Source organism: Rhizobium sp. 05L429 (assembly GCF_056397645.1).
The window spans coordinates 209,601-226,446 of record NZ_JBFTNV010000007.1 but is presented as its reverse complement, the minus strand read 5'-3'; the positions used below and the strand labels follow the sequence as shown (position 1 = coordinate 226,446).

Below are 16,846 nucleotides of genomic sequence, written 5' to 3'. Positions count from 1 at the left end.
CGGCTAGGAGATGAGAGCTAACCCTGAAGCGTCTTCACCTTGAGGAGATCAGGGAAGAATCGCGTCCACATGAGCACGACTGCGATTGTGCCTACCCCGCCGACAATACCGGCCGCGACCGGGCCAAGCACGCCGGCAAGCATGCCGGATTCGAATTCGCCGAGCTGGTTCGAGGTACCGATGAAGAGCGAATTCACCGCATTGACGCGCCCGCGCATTTCATCCGGCGTCAGAAGCTGCACCAGCGAGCTGCGAACGACGACGCTCACGGTGTCCGAGGCTCCGACGACGAACAGTGCGACGACGGAAAGCGCAACGTTGGTGGACAGTGCAAAGACGATGGTGGCCACGCCAAACACCGCGACTGCCAGCAACATCTTGCGACCGACATCCGATGTCAGCGGCCGCCGTGCAAGCACGATCGACATGGCAAGCGCACCGATCGCTGGTGCCGCGCGCAGCATACCGAGCCCCCATGGGCCGGCATGCAGGATATCACTGGCAAACATCGGCAGCAGCGCTGTGGCGCCGCCAAGCAGAACAGCGAAAAGATCGAGCGAGATGGTGCCGAGCATCACCGGCCGGCTGCGGATGAAGGAAACCCCGGCGAAGACGGACGACACGGTCACCGGCTCGCGTTTCGAAGGCGTCCACTCCATGCGAATGGAAATCACGTTGAAGCTTGCCACGGCGAAAAGGACGGCCGAGATCGCAAAGGGTGCTATGGGACTGACGCCATAGAGAAGACCGCCGAGCGACGGACCGATGATCAGAGCCGTCTGCATCATCGAGGTCGAGGTGGCAACCGCTCGCTGTAGCATCGAGGCCGGTACGATACTGGGCAAAAGGGCGGCCATAGTCGGCCTTTCAAAGGCGACAACTGCACCCATGATGGTGACCGCAACAAGCATTCCGACAGGCGAAAGCCACTGCTGCCAGGTCGCGATCGCCAGCACCAGCGAGGTAATCGCTTCGATAAGCTGGCAGGCAAGTCCAATCCGTCGGCGGTCGAACCGATCGGCGACATGGCCCACGACGAAGGTTAGCACTGCCATCGGCAGAAACTGGCAGAGGCCGACGAGCGCAAGCGCGAAGGCGCTATGAGTCTGTTCGTAAATCATCCATCCCATGGCGATCGCCACGGCCTGAAAGGAAAGCGAGGAGAAAACGCGGGAGGCGGCGAAGTTCAGATAGCCGGGATGGCGCAGAACGCTTTCCCGCTTGTCCACTGGTATGTCCATTGTTCAGTCACCGGCCTGCGGGCAGGCCACAGGCGCTTATAGGAATCTTATAAGAACGGAACGGTGTTCTGCTTGAAAATGATTTATGTCAATCGGAATAAGCTCCGGCGTGCAATTGCCGCATCACCTTGGGGGTGGACAGCAGCCGACCATCTGGCACGCGGCGGTATGGATCTGGTCCCGCATGTCGAGCAGCCACATGGTCTCCTCCATGACATCAAGGATTGCCGTACGCAAATCCGGATCGACAAGAGCGAGCAGTTCGTTCTGCGAACTGCCTGTCGTCTCCGTGCCAATGAGAAGCTGCCTCATCTGCTCGACAGAGGGAGTGCTGGAGATCTCGACCCTATCGAGAATGTCGGGAGACGGAATGCCCATCCAGGCAAGCGACGAAGCAACGAGCAGTTTGCAGAGCGCTCGGCAGAGCGGAAAGGACAGTTCCGCCGATGTGTCGACGATCTTTCTCTTGAAGCAGGCGATCGTCGCCCGGACCTTGCTGTTGACGGCCGCAAACATGCCGACGGCGATCCTGCGGTTGGCTTCTACCGGTCTCAATATATAAACACGCTGACGCCTCTGCAGTGAGGCTGCGGCGCTGTTTGCCTCGTCGAAACCCTGAACAAGAAAATCGCCCCTTCCTGCCAGTATTTCCAGAAGGATTAGAATATATCCATCGCCGTACGAGACATCGAATTCAAAATTGAACGAACCATCGCCGACGCTCTCTACGATGCGGATATCCAATGCTTCGGAGCGAAGCTCCACTTGATCCAGTTTCATGGCCCCCAGCCTGCATAATACGCGCGCTCAGCGAGAATACTTCAACCTGAGGAGGCTTCATATTAATCCATTACGCTTAGCATGCGGGACTACTTGCGCCGGCCGCGATAGATCAGAAGTGGAAGTCAAGTTATCCCTTAGAACTGTCCCGCTTCCGGCGATGGCAGCTCTTCGATGGAATCGACCCTATCGGGGTAGAAGGCCATATAGTTCTTGATATTGGCAACGGCGGGATTGGGCGTCTCATAGGTCCAGATCGCATTCTTCGAACGCTCACCGCCATCAGGAATGCTGTAGTAGGAAGCATCCCCCTTATAAGGGCAATGGCTTTCGTGGTCGGTGCGCTCCAGCAGTGACATATCCACATCCTTGCGTGGAATATACTGCACCGGCGGATAGGAAGCCTCGCGAAGCGTCAGCGCATCATGCGTATCGGCAATCACGCGGCCGCCCAGCTTGACGACGATATGGGAGGGATTGTGTTCGACGGTAATCGGGTGGTCCGGCCCGGGAATCTTGATCGGCTTGCCTGACATGGATGTCATCTCCGGATTGATATCTCTCCGAAAGAGATAGGGTAGACAAGCGGTCATCCCAAGGGGTCCGCAGCTCCCTTCTCATTCTCGGCGGATTTCATAAGCCCGTTGCTGTAGGAATGAGAGACAGCATCGGCGGTTTTATGCCGGACCGCGCGATCATGTCGCCGATGATGATGAAGAGCCGCGGAAACGTCACCTCCGCGGCTTTGATCTTCTAGCGTCTTACCAGCGGTCGAGACCGAGCAGCTTGCGGCCGAGCGGCGTCAGCTCGGCGGTCTTGGCATTATGCTTTTCCCATTCGCGCGGATCGCCGGGGAAAGCATCACGCTTCGGATGGTCGAGTTCCCGCCACAGGCGAATACGCTCGTCGCGCTCTTCCGCATTGTCGTATTCGGCCGGGTGCATGGAAATATATTGCGCCATGCGCACGCGGTTCTCCGCATGGTTCGGGCGAACGCCATGGGCGAGCAGCGAATTGAAGATCATCAGGTCGCCCGGCTCCATATCGATATTCACAGTCGAAAGGCCGGTCATATCGGGATGCATCGGGTCGCGATCCTCCGGCTGCGTCTTCACCCATTCGTCGAAATGTTCGAAGAGATAGGGCACGCACTGGAAGCCGCCGACATCGCCGTCCTGCTTCTTGAGGCTCAGCACTGCCTGCACGCCGATCGGCATCGGCCGGATGGAAGTATCGACATCCCAGTGGATGAAACCGTTGGGATTGCCCTTGACCTTTTTCGGCGGGTTGAGATTGGCTCGGTCGATCGTCACCCACAGGTCTTCGCGGTCCCAGATATCGACGAAGACGTCATAGACGCGCTTCTCCATCCGGTTATCCCACATGGCCTGATGATTATAGATCTCCAGCATGCCGGTATTGTTGAGCTCTTTCATCTTGTGCTCACGGCGCTGCGGCGCATACCAGGTGGAAGGATCGTTCGGGTCCTTCTCGTCAAAACGCCAGAGCACCTCCGCAAGCCGCTCGACATTGGCTGCAGGAACGGCCTGACGAACGATGACATAGCCCTTCGTTGTCCAGTGCTTCCAGTCCGCTTCCGAGAGCACGCGCAGCGGCAGTCTCTTCTGGATGTCCTTGAGCTGGGTGGTGACCGACGAGGCCGTCGGATGAGCGTCGCGTTTCACTGCCAGTTCCATGAGATCCTCCCATCATGTGTTCCATCCCTGTGGTTTCAGGCGATGATGAGAGTGTAGCTGCGTTGGGCGCACTATGTTGTGCGGCTTTGGCAAACTATGATACTATTCTGGCGTCAATAATCCGAAAGGCGCCTGATGAGGCCTTATCTCGAAATTCTGCCGCGACATGCCGATGCTTCCTGGAGCATGCTGAACCGGCGGCTGGATGACGCGATCCCCTTCCAGTGGCACCACCATCCCGAATTCGAGCTGACCCTGACGCTGAATTCCATCGGCCAGCGCTTCATCGGCGACCACACGGGAGAGTATGCGGACGGCGACCTGGTGCTCGTCGGCCCGAACCTGCCGCACACCTGGGTATCCCGCGCCAAATATGACGAGGCGAACCCGCATATCGCCCTCGTGCTCTGGTTCCATCCGGACTGGATCCGACAGGTGACGGCAGGTGCAGTCGAGCTGCGCCCGATCGAGGCAATGCTGTCTCGCGCCGATCGGGGGCTGCAATTTTCGAGAGAAACGGCCGATGTCATACGCGGCGAGATCGAGGCAATCTTTTCAAAGTCTCCCGCCGAGCGGCTTCTTTCGCTCCTTAACATCCTCGGCCGGATTGCCGGCGACCGCCAGGCATCTGTGCTGGCGAGCACGCCCGGCCAGGGCCGTGGATTACAGGAAAGCCGCGAGCGCATCGACCGGGTGCTGACCCATCTGCATGTGAACTACGCCCGTACGATCGCCCTGGAAGAACTCGCCGATATTGCGGCACTGAGCGTCTCCGGCCTGCACCGACTCTTTCGCCGCCACACCGGCACGACTGTCTCCGACTATCTGATCCGCATGCGCATCGGCGATGCCTGCGCCCGCCTTTCGGCCACTGGCCAACCCGTCGGCCATATCGCCGATGCCGTCGGCTATAGTTCGTTTGCCAATTTCAACAGGCAGTTCAGAGCGCAGACCGGCATGACGCCACGCCAATACCGCAACGTCTTTCGCCGCGCTTAAGCTTTGGCGGTTCGCCGCAGGCTGGCAAGGCCAAGGCCGATGACGGCTGCAAGCACGCAAGCGATACCGAAAATCTGGTTGAGACCGATCGCTTCGCCCAGCACGAGGAAGGCGAAGATGACAGCCGAGACCGGCGCCACGGCAGTGAAAAGAGACGCCTCCGCACCGCTGACACGCTCCGCCCCCGCATACCAGAGCACGAAGCCGCCGACCGTCGGGACCAGCGCGTAATAGAGGACGGCAAGCAAAGCGGATTGTGAGCCGACGCCGATATCATGATGCTCGAACAAGGCAGGCACGGCCGCGACCACGAAGCCGATCGCGGTCATCAGCCCCGACTGCGTCAACGGCGGAATGGCCGTAGCAAGCCTCTTGTTCAAGAGAATGAACAACCCCTCGCAGATGACGGCGCCGAAAATCAACGCATCGCCCACAAGAGACCCCTGCCCGGCTGCCGGCGAAAAGACGATGGAAAAGACACCTGCCGCCGCAAGCCCGATCGCCAGCAGCAGGAAACGATGTGGCCTCTCACCGAGCACGAGGATGGAGATTGCCGCAGAGACGACCGGCAGCGTGCCGATGATGACGCCTGCATTGGCTGCAGACGTCAGCGATAGTCCTGAGATCAACAAGGTCGTATAGCCGACGCTTCCCGCCCCGGCCTGCGTCACGAGGATCAGCCAGTCCCGCCCGGAAAGCCGCGGCAGCCGCGATCCCGTCCAGCGCGCCAGGAAAAGGAAAAAAGGAAGAGCCACGGCAAAACGCAGCGCCGTCGCCGTAAACGGTGGCAGCCCCGAGGCAATGACCTTGCTGGCGATAACCGTGCTGCCGACCGTCACCATGGCCAGCGTGAGATAGATATAACCCCGAAATTCCCTGATCATCTGCTGCTCCCTCGAAACGGCGGAAGAAAACAGCACGAGAGACTTGGGGTCTTGAACGAAATTGCAGGGCGTCAGGAATGGCCGCGCGCATAGGCGCCGGGTGTCAGGCCATAGCGGGAAACGAAGGCACGCGTCATATGGCTCTGGTCGGCAAAGCCGCTTTCGAAAGCCACTTCCGCCAGTGGCGCACCGCTGGCGATCAGCCGCCGGGCCAGATGTATGCGGGCCTGAACGAGATAGGCGTGCGGCGTAAAACCTGTTATCCGCGCAAAGGCGCGCAGCACCTGAAACCGGCTGAGGCCACTTTCCCGCGCCAGATCAGCGAGCGAAATCTCGGCCGCCGGATCGTCGTCGATCATGCCGCGGGCATGGACAATGGAGCGCGGCGTGGGTGCTGGCGCCTCCTGTATTGCCGTTTCGCGCATCGCATCGGCAATGACCGAGAGCAGTAGCTCCTCGCAGCGCATCCGTTCCTCGTCGCCGGTCACGGCAGAAAACAGTGTGCGAAACCGTTCCGCGAGTAGGCTGTCTTGAATGACAGGGCGCGGAATTTCCGACCTGCTCGTCCCGCCTTGCGAAACTTCACGCGCAAGGCCATCCATCACGGCGGGATCAAAATAGAGAATGCTCCAGGAACGCGCCTCGCCGATCGGCACACCGTCATGCACCTCATTCGGATTGACGGTGATGAGATCACCGGCCTCCGCCTCGACCATGCCGCGCCCGCTCAGAGATTTCTGCGCGCCGGAAAAGATCAGGCCGATGCCAAACTGTTCATGCGTGTGGCGCCCAAAACGATGACCTGATGTTGCCACCACGGCCTCGACGCCCGGCACGGACGAGCGCAGCATCCTGAATTGACTGGCTGCCATCGCAATCTCCCTCGCGGCCGACTGTGCCAGCCGGCGACGAACCGGGCAAGAGATCAGAAAAATTCGTCGAGAAGCTGATAATACTCGACCCTCTCGGGATCGATGATGGAGAGCCCGTAGGCGTTGAGAAACAGCCGCACGAATTCCTCACCGAAATTATGGGCAACGCTGCGGCAGGCGAGCGCGATATCCTGATAGCGGTCGGCAACGCCAAGGCGGCAGCAGTCGATATAACCGGAAAACCGCCCATCCGCCGTCATGAAGTTCGGCAGGCAGGCATCGCCATGCGCGACGACGAGGTTTTCGGCTTCCGGCCGCAGTCGCTGCAATTCGTCGAAGAGGAAGAAGGCGCTTTTACCGAGCCGCGCCTCGTCGAAATCCGTCTCATCGACGAGACCTGCCCGCAGGCGCGCTTCGGCGGTTGCAAGGCGGTTGTCGAGACGATGATCGAAAGGGCAACTGCCGATATCGAGGCTGTGAAGGGTGCTCAGGGCGGAAGCGAGGATTTCGACACGCTCTTCCGGCAGCAGCATTGCGGCGGTCACGAGATCGTCTCCCGGCAACGCCGTCATCAGCAGGAAGCTGCGCTCGCCGTCGCTCTCATGGGCGACGACTTTGGGGCATCGCAGACCGCGGCCCGCAAGCCATGCGAGCCTCGCGGCCTCGTCGAACAATTCGGAAAAAGGCCCTGTCTCTTCGACCTTCAGGTAAAGCCCTGGACGCCCCTCGCCTTCAAGGCGGAAAACGCTGGCCGAGGAACGGCCAAGAGCGTCACGACGCCATTCATAACCGCCAAGATGGCTCCGGAGAGAGGCCGGAAGTCTGCCATCGTCCTGAAGCGGAACAACCATGATGACCCCTAGGGGAAGAAGCTCCATCAGGAGCTTCGGGATGGCAGGCTCAGTGGACGGTTCCGGCGGGCGCGCTTTCCAGGAGAATTTCGAGAGCTTCTTCCAGAGCAGCCACCAGAATATCGGTCAGCTCGTCTGCCTTGTTTTCGAGAAACATCAGGCTGACGGCTTCGTCCTGGCGTTCGAAGAAGTGCTCGATCTCGTTCGACATATCATTTGTCCCTTCTCTACCGTACCATAACGGCCATGGGAAAACGATAGAGGTGGTTCCTTGCGTGTGGCTTGTTCCAGGATGGGATTAACACCGCTGCTTTCTCAATCCCCGAGCCCGCGGCTTTTCCATTGGCTCCGAGGTATGGCATCCCCGACATCAAGGGCAAAGGAAACAACCTTTGTGGCATTCTCATCCACCGCGCAGCGGAAACGAACGTTGTACCACCCTTTGATCGTACGAAAGGCCCCAGCCCTGACATCGAGAACTGTCCCATTTGATAGGTCATAGGTCGGGACCAGCATAGGCCGAACACTGGGCGATGCATGGATCAGCTGTTGCTGGAGTTCGCTCGCGCAGAGCTTTCCGGCGCGCATGCCGCGTGGTACTCCCTCCATTGCTGTTCTTGCAACGGGATCGTCATCATCGTTCTGCGAAAACAAGGTCTTGGCTTCTGTTAGCTCATCCTTCACCGGCTCCGCCTTCGCTATTTCAGACAGCTTTGGTTCAGCCGGTTTCGTCTGCTCGATGCTCGTCTTGGCTTCTCCAGACAGTTCCGCAAGTGGTGCATTGCGCTCGTGAGACACATCAGCCGCCGCAGTCTCGGGCAACTTCACATCTTCAGGAACTGGCTTTGCGGGAGGCGTCTCCGTCTGTGGTTTTTCCGCTGCCGCCTCTGCTGGCGGCTGATTTGCCTGAGCATCATGGGGCGGCGCAGTCTCGGCAGGTTTCACTTCGCCCTGAGAAGAATTCCCGGTCATCGACTTTTGCGGACCAGTATCCTTGTCGCCATATTCGGCTATCGTCTGCAAAGCCGGCATAGGCATAGGCTTTGCCTGCTCCGGAGCCTTCTCAGCCGTCGGGGGTGGGGGTGGGGGTGGTGGCGGAGGAGGTGGCGGCTCGGCCTTTGCATGCTCCTGCGGCTTCTCTTCCTCTTTCGGTTTTTCCTCCGCCTTCTTTTCCTCGGGCTTTTTTTCCTCCGGTGGCGGGACGAGCTCGACCTTCACGCTTTCGTCTTCAGCAGGTTTCGGCTGGATCTTCGGGAGGCCGAAAATGAGGAGTGCGACCAGGGGAACATGTACGAGCACCGACGCGATGACACCCCAGCGGGCCCGAGGCTCCTGGTGCTCCTTTTCGTGATCGGTATCTGCCGGCTCGACTTCTTCTTCTATCACAGCAGCGATGTGGCCTTTAAAACCGGCAGCATCAAGCCACAAATCAAAAAAACCTTGTGATCGCCAGGCCCAAAGCTCACTGGTCGGCTTCGCCGTCGTCTGCCACCAGATTGTGCTCTTGCCACTCGTCTTTCGGAATGGCATCGCCGATGGCAAAGGCGAAGGCCACCACCGCCTGGCCGGTGGGATCGACTTCGCAGTTGAACCTGATGTTGAACCAGTTGCGCTTGCTTCGGAAAGCGCCACCGTCGACTTCGACGCTGTTGCCCCTCACCTTCTCCGCCTTCATGGCGTAGGGCGCGACGAGATCGGGTGCCGAGCCCGGACGCAGACGGTTGATCTGCTCCAGTGCTTCGAGATTGCAGAGCTGTAGATTGCGCTCCCCGCCCGACAATGAACCGAGCATCTCTCGCGCTTTCCTGCTACGCGGGCTGGCAAGCGTCCTTTTCGAAAATAGTTCCTTCGCCTGCACAAGCTGCGGCGGGCCTGATGTCAGCGGCGGGTCTGATGTCACCGGCCCCGGCAAAGCCGGCGGTGAAGGAGGCGCCTCTCTCGCAGCCGTTTCGGGCGCCGCTGACGCGGCTTCCTGCGCAGCAGCGCCAGCCTTCACTTCGTGATCATCCCGCGGTGCCTGGACGGCAGGCAGTGGAGATGGAGCGGCCATTGCAGGCACTGATACGACCTGGACGTCGATACTGTCTTCCGGCGGCGGCCTGACCGGCTCCACCTTCGGCAAAAAAGCAAGCAAGAACACGCCGACGACCAGATGGAATACGAGCGATGCCGGCCACGCCGGATCGAACTTTCCTCTTTGCAACAGGCCGGCATGTTCCATCGGCAGGGTAAATCCATGCTCTGGGTTCAAGGCGCAGCGACATTGCCAGCGCCGCAGAGCAACCGCAACGCCGCATCTGGCTCATCACCAGCTATCGGCCATCCTGACCTATGAGAGCGACGCGATGATGTCGCGATAATTCACTTCCGAAAATGCCTTTAGGGTTTTCGTACGCACATTGCCGCCCGTGGCCAGAGAAAGCGTGAAGCGTGCCATCACGCGATCATCAGGCGCCTCGCAGGTCGCCACCATGTCGTACTCGCCCATGGTGAGATAAAACTTGTCGAAGGAACCGCCCATGCTGCCGAGCATGTTCCTTGCCGCATCCAGTCGCTTGGCAGAGTCTTTCACGTTCCGGATGCCCTGATCGGTCCAGTTTATCAGCAGAATGTAGGTGGTCATGCTGCACCTCCCGGCGGAGGCTACGGTCACGCGGCGCATGATACCGCTCGCACGCCGCGACCGCTCCCTTCCCCCGCGACCGAAATTATAAGCCTGTCACCAATGAGGGACAAGCAATGCGCAGCCATCAATCCGGCTTAGTAAAATAGCTGCGGATTAATCCGCGGCTTCCGTTCAAAGAAAACCCGGCCAACAGGGCTGGCCGGGTTCTGATTTCGATTGTTGTCGGAGCTTGAAACTAGCTGTCGAGGAATGAACGCAGCTTGCGCGATCTTAGCTGTCCAGGAAGCTTCTGAGCTTCCTGGAGCGGCTCGGATGCTTGAGCTTGCGCAGCGCCTTCGCTTCGATCTGACGGATACGTTCGCGGGTAACCGAGAACTGCTGGCCGACTTCTTCGAGCGTGTGGTCCGTGTTCATGCCGATACCGAAGCGCATGCGCAGAACGCGCTCTTCGCGCGGCGTCAGCGATGCCAGAACACGTGTCGTCGTCTCGCGCAGGTTCGCCTGGATGGCGGCGTCGATCGGCAGCAGCGCATTCTTGTCTTCGATGAAATCGCCGAGATGCGAATCTTCTTCGTCACCCACGGGGGTTTCGAGCGAGATCGGCTCCTTCGCGATCTTCAGGACCTTGCGGACCTTTTCGAGCGGCATGGCGAGCTTTTCGGCCAGTTCTTCCGGCGTCGGCTCGCGGCCGATTTCATGCAGCATCTGGCGCGAGGTACGAACGATCTTGTTGATCGTTTCGATCATGTGCACCGGAATACGGATCGTGCGGGCCTGGTCGGCGATCGAACGGGTGATCGCCTGACGGATCCACCACGTCGCATAGGTCGAGAACTTGTAACCACGGCGGTATTCGAACTTGTCGACCGCTTTCATCAGGCCGATATTGCCTTCCTGAATGAGGTCGAGGAACTGCAGACCGCGGTTCGTGTACTTCTTGGCGATGGAGATGACGAGACGAAGGTTCGCTTCGACCATTTCCTTCTTGGCGATGCGCGCTTCACGCTCGCCCTTCTGCACCATGTGCACGATGCGGCGGAATTCCGAGATCGAAATGCCGGTTTCCGTCGCGAGATTCTGGATCTCCTGGCGGATGTCGCGGATCGTCGTGTTTTCGCTCTTGGCGAATTCCTTCCAGCCGCGGGCGGCCAGATTGCCGATCGACTTCATCCAGTTCGGGTCGAGCTCGGCGCCCTGGTACTGTTCCAGGAACGAGTCACGCTTGACGCCGTAGGATTCAGCCAGACGCAGCAGGCGGCCTTCATTGGAAACGAGACGCTTGTTGATGTCATAGAGCTGTTCGACCAGCGCATCGATGCGGTTCTGGTTAAGCGACAGCGACTTGACGGCCTTGATCAGTTCGTCCTTGAGCTCCTTGTAGCGGCGCTCCTGGGCGGAAGACAGCGTGCCGGTGGCGGCAAGGCGCTGTTCGACCTGCTGGTCCTGCAGCTTGCGCAGCTTCTTGTAGGTCTCGGCAATGATGTCGAGCGTTTCCATGACCTGCGGGCGAAGCTCGGCTTCCATCGCGGCGAGAGAGAGGTTGGATTCGTCCTCGTCCTCTTCCTCCTCTTCCGGAGGCATGCCTTCGCCGCCGACATCGGTAATGTCGTCGTCACCGGAACGCGCACGCCGCGTCTTTTCCTTTTCCTCGGCAGCCTTGCGGTCGGCCTCGATCTTCTCGGGGCTCTGGAACTGCGGGGCGGCCTTGGCTTCCGGACCGGAATAGGTGGTTTCGAGATCGATGATCTCGCGCAGCAGCGTCGTGCCTTCGTTCAGTTCGTCGCGCCAGATGATGAGTGCCTGGAAGGTCAGCGGGCTCTCACAGAGGCCTGCGATCATCGTTTCGCGGCCGGCCTCGATGCGCTTTGCGATGGCGATTTCGCCTTCGCGAGACAGAAGCTCGACTGAACCCATTTCGCGCAGATACATGCGCACCGGGTCGTCGGTACGGTCGGTCGGCTCCTTCTTCTTGGCGGTCGCAAGCGCGGTGCCGCTGGAAGGCGCAAGCTCCCCGCCCTCGCTCTCGTCATTGTCGGAGCTGTCGTCATCGTCGCTGCTCGAAGCGCCGGCTTCCTCAGCCTCTTCATCCTCGATGACATTGATGCCCATATCGGACAGCATCGACATCGTGTCTTCGATCTGTTCGGACGTCACTTCTTCGGAAGGCAGGACGGCGTTGAGCTCGTCCATCGTCACATAGCCGCGCTTCTTGGCGGCCTTGATCATCTTCTTGACCGCGTCATCGGAAAGATCGAGAAGAGGGCCGTCGCTTGCGCCGTCGCGTTCGACTTCCGCTTCTTCGTTCTCTTTGACTTTCGTTGCCATTTATATCGTCGCCTTCCTGACGCTATTCATACTCGCTGCGGTGAATGACCCTGTCGTGGCCTGGCACGTGCGCGCCGGCCTCGAATCACCTATACCCACCTAACGGGATGACATTTAAAGCCTGATTAACCACGATTGCCGGCATCGGACAGCAAATCTTCATTGCTATTGGATTTCCGGCCATGGTTGTGCGATCCGCCTTGACCCAGTTCACCGCTCAAGTCGAATGGTGATTCCCACAAAATTTGTTCTCGTCAAGCTTTTCCAGAAAAAAAGCCACCGAAAACCCGGAAAAAGCCTTATCCACAGGCTTTGAACCGCGCCAGCGATTGCTTCGCTTATTTAGTATGTCACCGGGGAAAGACAAGGGCTTTCGGATAAACACCGAAATAGCCGCGGATCATTCCAACCTCACGCCACAGATTCTTCGCAAATCGCCAACATGAGTTGCAAAAGCAAATCGCGCACGATTATGGCGAATCTTCAAAAGCCGTGATCCGGAGTGGGGCGAGGATCGCGTTGAAAAATAAGCTGATCATTCTAGCAGCCGTCCTAGCAGTCGTCGCCATCAACGTTCTCGGCTATACGAAGGTAATGGCGAGGATCGGCTCAGGCTCGCCGCCTCCGGACGCGCCGCTGGCGCAACAGGCTGACCTCATTCGTGTCTATAAATCCGAACGCCGCATGGTCCTTTTCAAAGGCGACACTCCCCTCTCGACGTATCGGATTTCTCTCGGCAGCGCTGCCGATGAGGGGCCGAAGCAACGGGAGGGCGATGAAAAAACTCCCGAAGGACGCTACGAAATCGACTGGCGAAATCCCAGGTCCATGGCGCATCTCAGTCTGCACATCTCCTATCCAAATCCGGCCGATCGGCAGAATGCCGAAGCGAAAGGCTTTGCTCCCGGCGGCGATATCATGATCCACGGGCTTCCTAACGGTTGGGGCTTTCTCCAGAACATGCACCGGCTGTGGGACTGGACGGATGGGTGTATTGCCGTGACCGACCAGGAGATGCGCGATATCTGGGCGCGTGTCCCCGATAATACGCCCATTGACATTGCGCCCTAAACTATCGCCCTAGCGCGACAGCCCGTCGAACGCATTCACCGTCAGGACAGACAGATCGAGCGCCGGAATGCAGCGCAGATTGACGGAAGCCATCTCGACGCCATTGGGCGCCGTCGCTTCCCCGAAGGGCGCTATGCCGCACTTGGCGCAGAAATGATGCTTGATGGCATGGGTGTTGAACGTATAGGTCGACAGGTTTTCTTCCGGCACCGTCAGATGTAGCTGCTCGCGCGGTACGAAGCCGAGCAGGCCGCCACGCCGGCGGCAGAGCGAGCAGTTGCAATCGACTGCTTCCGTAAACGCGCCTTCGACCGTAAAGGCGATATTGCCGCAGTGGCAGCTTCCCTCGTATTTCATGCCCGCCTCCTCACATCCAGTCCATCACGACCTTGCCGGAATTGCCCGAGCGCATCGCCTCGAAACCGTCGCGGAATTCGTCGATCTTGATGCGATGGGTGATGACAGGCGACAGGTCCAGGCCGCCCTGCACGAAAGCGATCATCTTGTACCAGGTCTCGAACATCTCGCGGCCATAGATGCCCTTGAGGTTCAGCATCTTGAAGATGACCTTGTTCCAGTCGATCTCGAAACCGGCAGGCGCAATGCCGAGGATGGCGATCTTGCCGCCATTGTTCATCTTGTCGATCATGTCGCGGAAGGCCGGTGCCGCACCGGACATTTCGAGCCCCACATCGAAGCCTTCGGTCATGCCGATCGCCTTCATCACATCGGCAAGGTTTTCCTTTGAGGCGTCCACCACGTAGTCGATGCCGAGCTTGCGGGCGAGATCGAGCCGGTTCGGGTTGATGTCGGTTATGACGACCTTGCGCGCGCCCGAGCGTTTGGCGACGAGAGCGCCCATAATGCCGATCGGTCCGGCACCGGTGACCAACACGTCTTCGCCGACGAGATCGAAGGAAAGAGCCGTGTGGACGGCATTGCCGAAGGGATCGAAGATCGCTGCAATCTCATCCGGAATATCATCCGGGATCGGCACGACATTGGCTTCCGGGATACAGACGAACTCACCGAACGAGCCCGGCCGGTTGACCCCGACGCCGAGCGTGTTGCGGCAAAGATGGCCCCTGCCCGCACGGCAGTTGCGGCACTTGCCGCAGACGATATGCCCCTCGCCGGAGACACGCTCGCCGACATGGTACTTGGTGACGGACGAGCCGATTTCGGCAATCTCGCCGCAGAATTCATGGCCGACGACCATCGGCACCGGAATGGTCTTCTGCGCCCACTGGTCCCAGTTCCAGATATGCACGTCCGTGCCGCAGATCGCCGATTTCTTCACTCGGATCAGCACGTCGTTCGGGCCGACTTCCGGCACCGGCACATTTTCCATCCAGAGGCCGACTTCGGGCTTCGCCTTGACCAGTGCCTTCATCATGTTGGACATGATCTTTTCTCCTCAAGGCCCTTAGATAACGCCGAGTTCACGGCCTGCTTCGGCAAAGACGGCAATTGCCCGCTCCACATCCGCCTTCGAATGCGCAGCCGACATCTGCGTGCGGATGCGCGCCTGACCCTTCGGCACGACGGGGAAGGAGAAGCCGACTACGTAGACGCCCTTTTTCAGCATCAGTGCCGCCATATCCTGCGCGAGCTTCGCGTCTCCCAGCATGACCGGGATGATCGCATGCCCCTCGCCTGCCAGCGTGAAGCCGAGCTTGGTCATCTCCGAGCGGAAGAGCGTCGCATTCGCCGTCAGCCGCTCGCGCAGCGCATCGCCGTTTTCGATGAGGTCGAAGACCTTCAGCGAGGCAGCGGCAATAACCGGCGCCAGCGTGTTGGAGAAGAGATAGGGGCGCGAACGCTGCCGCAGCCATTCCACGATCTCGGCCTTGGCCGAGGTATAGCCGCCGGACGCACCACCGAGCGCCTTGCCGAGCGTGCCGGTGATGATATCGATCCGGCCTTCGACGCCGCAATATTCCGGCGAGCCGCGGCCATGTTTACCAACGAAGCCGACGGCGTGGCTGTCATCCACCATGACCATCGCGCCGTATTTCTCGGCGAGATCGCACACACCCTGCAGATTGGCGATGATGCCGTCCATGGAGAAGACGCCGTCGGTTGCGATCAGCTTGAAGCGGCTGCCTTCGGCCTTCTTCAGCTCTTCCTCAAGGGCCGCCATGTCATTGTTGGCGTAGCGGAAACGCTTGGCCTTGGAGAGGCGCACGCCGTCGATGATCGAGGCATGGTTCAGCGCGTCGGAAATGATCGCATCCTCTTCGGAGAGCAGCGTCTCGAACAGGCCGCCATTGGCATCGAAGCAGGAGGAATAGAGGATCGTGTCTTCCATGCCGAGGAAGGAGGAGATCCGCGCTTCGAGCTGCTTGTGTTCTTCCTGCGTGCCGCAGATGAAGCGCACCGAGGCCATCCCGTAGCCGTACCGGTCGAGCGCCTTCTTGCCGGCATCCGCCAGCTCTTCGTTATCGGCCAGACCCAGATAGTTGTTGGCGCAGAAATTCAGTACCCGCTCACCGGAGGCAACAGCGATTTCGCCAGCCTGCTTGGAGGTGATGATGCGCTCGGATTTGTAGAGACCGGCATCCTTGAGAGCGGCGAGTTCGCTGCGCAGATGCGAGAGGAAATTCGAGGTCATTATAGGCCCTTCTCTTGATGTTTCCCGTTGAGCGTCGGTTAGCACATCGCCATCGGCTTGTCTTGCTCAACGCTCAGCTGTGACAAGCAGAAAGGTAGGCCGGTCGAGCTCCTCGGCCCACTCAGGATGTTCGGCGAGATCCGGCTCGCTCGGCGCCCATTCCTCGACATGGCGGATGGTAAAGCCGGCAGCGATCAACGTGTTGATTGTCGTGCCGAGGCGGCGATGCTGTTTGACGACACCTTTGGCCAGCCAGTCCGTCGTCCGGCTTCCCTCGACCGCATAGCTGTCGAGCGGCCATATGCGCCGTCCCTCACTATCGGTGCTCCAGCCGGCATTGCGCGGTGCCATGAAAATCGGATGCTCGATCGTAAAGACGAAATGCGAGCCGGGAACGAGCGCCCGGTGAACCATCGCAACGAGCCGCACGAAGTTGCTGACATAGTGAAATGCAAGCGAACTATGCGCAAAATCGAACGAGGCTGCCGGCAGTTGCAGCTCTTCGAGATCGGCAATCCCATAGGTGATCGCCTCATCCCGCGTATCCGCCTTCGCCCGGGCAATCATTTTCTGCGAGATATCGAGACCGAGCACGCTTGCGGCACCGGCTGAACGGGCATACCGCGCAAACCAACCGAAACCACAGCCGAGATCGACAACGCGCTTGCCCGTGAGATCCGGCAATTGCGCCTGAACCGCCGGCCATTCGGCAGCGCCATCAAGCCCCTCGATCGAGCGGCGCATGACGCTGTATCCGGCGAAGAATTCCGCCGTATCATAGATATTCTGGCTCATGACGATCCTCCCGAGAGCAACTGTAAGACACCCGTCATCCTCTCAAGAATAAGGCATCCTGGGGTCGCAAGGCTAAAGCCTACATAGCCGC

The 16,846-nt window shown here is 59.4% G+C and carries 18 protein-coding genes; 2 read left to right on the top strand and 16 right to left on the bottom strand.

Annotation, left to right across the window (positions count from 1 at the left end):
• Positions 1–17: 17 nt before the first annotated feature.
• The 4 genes from AC1DNW_RS10035 to AC1DNW_RS10020 form a co-directional block, all read right to left on the bottom strand.
• Positions 18–1,241 (bottom strand): MFS transporter, encoded by a 1,224-nt coding sequence (locus AC1DNW_RS10035; RefSeq protein ID WP_113311776.1) that lies wholly within the window; start codon positions 1,239–1,241, stop codon positions 18–20.
• 123 nt (positions 1,242–1,364) lie between these two features.
• Complete coding sequence (locus AC1DNW_RS10030) at positions 1,365–2,021, bottom strand: hypothetical protein (RefSeq protein ID WP_113311775.1); 657 nt, start codon at positions 2,019–2,021, stop codon at positions 1,365–1,367.
• A 137-nt stretch (positions 2,022–2,158) separates the two neighbouring features.
• Complete coding sequence (locus AC1DNW_RS10025; protein ID WP_113300019.1) at positions 2,159–2,557, bottom strand: DUF427 domain-containing protein; 399 nt, start codon at positions 2,555–2,557, stop codon at positions 2,159–2,161.
• A 225-nt stretch (positions 2,558–2,782) separates the two neighbouring features.
• On the bottom strand, positions 2,783–3,718 hold the full coding sequence (locus tag AC1DNW_RS10020; RefSeq protein WP_113311774.1) for a phytanoyl-CoA dioxygenase family protein: 936 nt from the start codon (positions 3,716–3,718) through the stop codon (positions 2,783–2,785).
• A 135-nt stretch (positions 3,719–3,853) separates the two neighbouring features.
• Between AC1DNW_RS10020 and AC1DNW_RS10015 the strand changes: the two genes are divergently transcribed.
• Positions 3,854–4,717, top strand: coding sequence for an AraC family transcriptional regulator (locus AC1DNW_RS10015; RefSeq protein ID WP_113311773.1), 864 nt, complete (start codon positions 3,854–3,856; stop codon positions 4,715–4,717).
• On the opposite strand, the gene AC1DNW_RS10010 is transcribed toward AC1DNW_RS10015, so the two are convergent.
• From AC1DNW_RS10010 to rpoD, 8 genes are all read right to left on the bottom strand, one after another.
• The gene (locus tag AC1DNW_RS10010) at positions 4,714–5,601 is read right to left on the bottom strand and encodes a DMT family transporter (RefSeq protein WP_113311772.1); all 888 of its coding nucleotides are present in this window, start codon (positions 5,599–5,601) and stop codon (positions 4,714–4,716) included. The genes AC1DNW_RS10015 and AC1DNW_RS10010 overlap by 4 nt on opposite strands.
• 71 nt (positions 5,602–5,672) lie before the next feature.
• Entirely contained in the window at positions 5,673–6,473 is an 801-nt protein-coding gene (locus AC1DNW_RS10005; RefSeq protein ID WP_113311771.1) for an AraC family transcriptional regulator, read from the bottom strand.
• A gap of 53 nt (positions 6,474–6,526) precedes the next feature.
• The gene (locus AC1DNW_RS10000) at positions 6,527–7,324 is read right to left on the bottom strand and encodes an APH(3')-II family aminoglycoside O-phosphotransferase (protein ID WP_113311781.1); all 798 of its coding nucleotides are present in this window, start codon (positions 7,322–7,324) and stop codon (positions 6,527–6,529) included.
• Positions 7,325–7,373: 49 nt separating this feature from the next.
• Positions 7,374–7,535: a hypothetical protein gene (locus AC1DNW_RS09995; protein ID WP_477852528.1), complete on the bottom strand. Its 162-nt coding sequence runs from the start codon at positions 7,533–7,535 to the stop codon at positions 7,374–7,376.
• Positions 7,536–7,639: 104 nt separating this feature from the next.
• Positions 7,640–8,752, bottom strand: coding sequence for a DUF930 domain-containing protein (locus AC1DNW_RS09990; protein WP_477852526.1), 1,113 nt, complete (start codon positions 8,750–8,752; stop codon positions 7,640–7,642).
• Between the two features lie 34 nt (positions 8,753–8,786).
• A complete protein-coding gene (locus AC1DNW_RS09985) occupies positions 8,787–9,545 on the bottom strand; it encodes a DUF930 domain-containing protein (RefSeq protein ID WP_113308846.1) in 759 nt (252 codons plus the stop codon).
• Between the two features lie 108 nt (positions 9,546–9,653).
• A complete protein-coding gene (locus tag AC1DNW_RS09980; protein WP_113297635.1) occupies positions 9,654–9,947 on the bottom strand; it encodes a GYD domain-containing protein in 294 nt (97 codons plus the stop codon).
• A gap of 273 nt (positions 9,948–10,220) precedes the next feature.
• Positions 10,221–12,275 carry an RNA polymerase sigma factor RpoD gene (gene rpoD, locus AC1DNW_RS09975; RefSeq protein WP_113297634.1) on the bottom strand — a complete coding sequence of 685 codons (2,055 nt, stop codon included), beginning with the start codon at positions 12,273–12,275 and terminating at the stop codon, positions 10,221–10,223.
• A gap of 519 nt (positions 12,276–12,794) precedes the next feature.
• On the opposite strand from rpoD, the gene AC1DNW_RS09970 reads away from it, so the two are divergent.
• Positions 12,795–13,346, top strand: a complete 552-nt coding sequence (locus AC1DNW_RS09970; RefSeq protein WP_113308845.1) for a L,D-transpeptidase family protein — start codon at positions 12,795–12,797, stop codon at positions 13,344–13,346.
• Between the two features lie 9 nt (positions 13,347–13,355).
• Here the strand turns inward: AC1DNW_RS09970 and AC1DNW_RS09965 are convergent, their stop codons facing one another.
• The 4 genes from AC1DNW_RS09965 to AC1DNW_RS09950 form a co-directional block, all read right to left on the bottom strand.
• Positions 13,356–13,703, bottom strand: coding sequence for a GFA family protein (locus tag AC1DNW_RS09965; protein ID WP_113308844.1), 348 nt, complete (start codon positions 13,701–13,703; stop codon positions 13,356–13,358).
• A 10-nt stretch (positions 13,704–13,713) separates the two neighbouring features.
• Positions 13,714–14,751, bottom strand: coding sequence for an L-threonine 3-dehydrogenase (gene tdh, locus AC1DNW_RS09960; RefSeq protein WP_113297632.1), 1,038 nt, complete (start codon positions 14,749–14,751; stop codon positions 13,714–13,716).
• Between the two features lie 21 nt (positions 14,752–14,772).
• Positions 14,773–15,960: a glycine C-acetyltransferase gene (locus tag AC1DNW_RS09955; RefSeq protein WP_113308843.1), complete on the bottom strand. Its 1,188-nt coding sequence runs from the start codon at positions 15,958–15,960 to the stop codon at positions 14,773–14,775.
• 66 nt (positions 15,961–16,026) lie between these two features.
• On the bottom strand, positions 16,027–16,755 hold the full coding sequence (locus tag AC1DNW_RS09950; protein ID WP_113308842.1) for a class I SAM-dependent methyltransferase: 729 nt from the start codon (positions 16,753–16,755) through the stop codon (positions 16,027–16,029).
• Positions 16,756–16,846 lie beyond the last annotated feature (91 nt).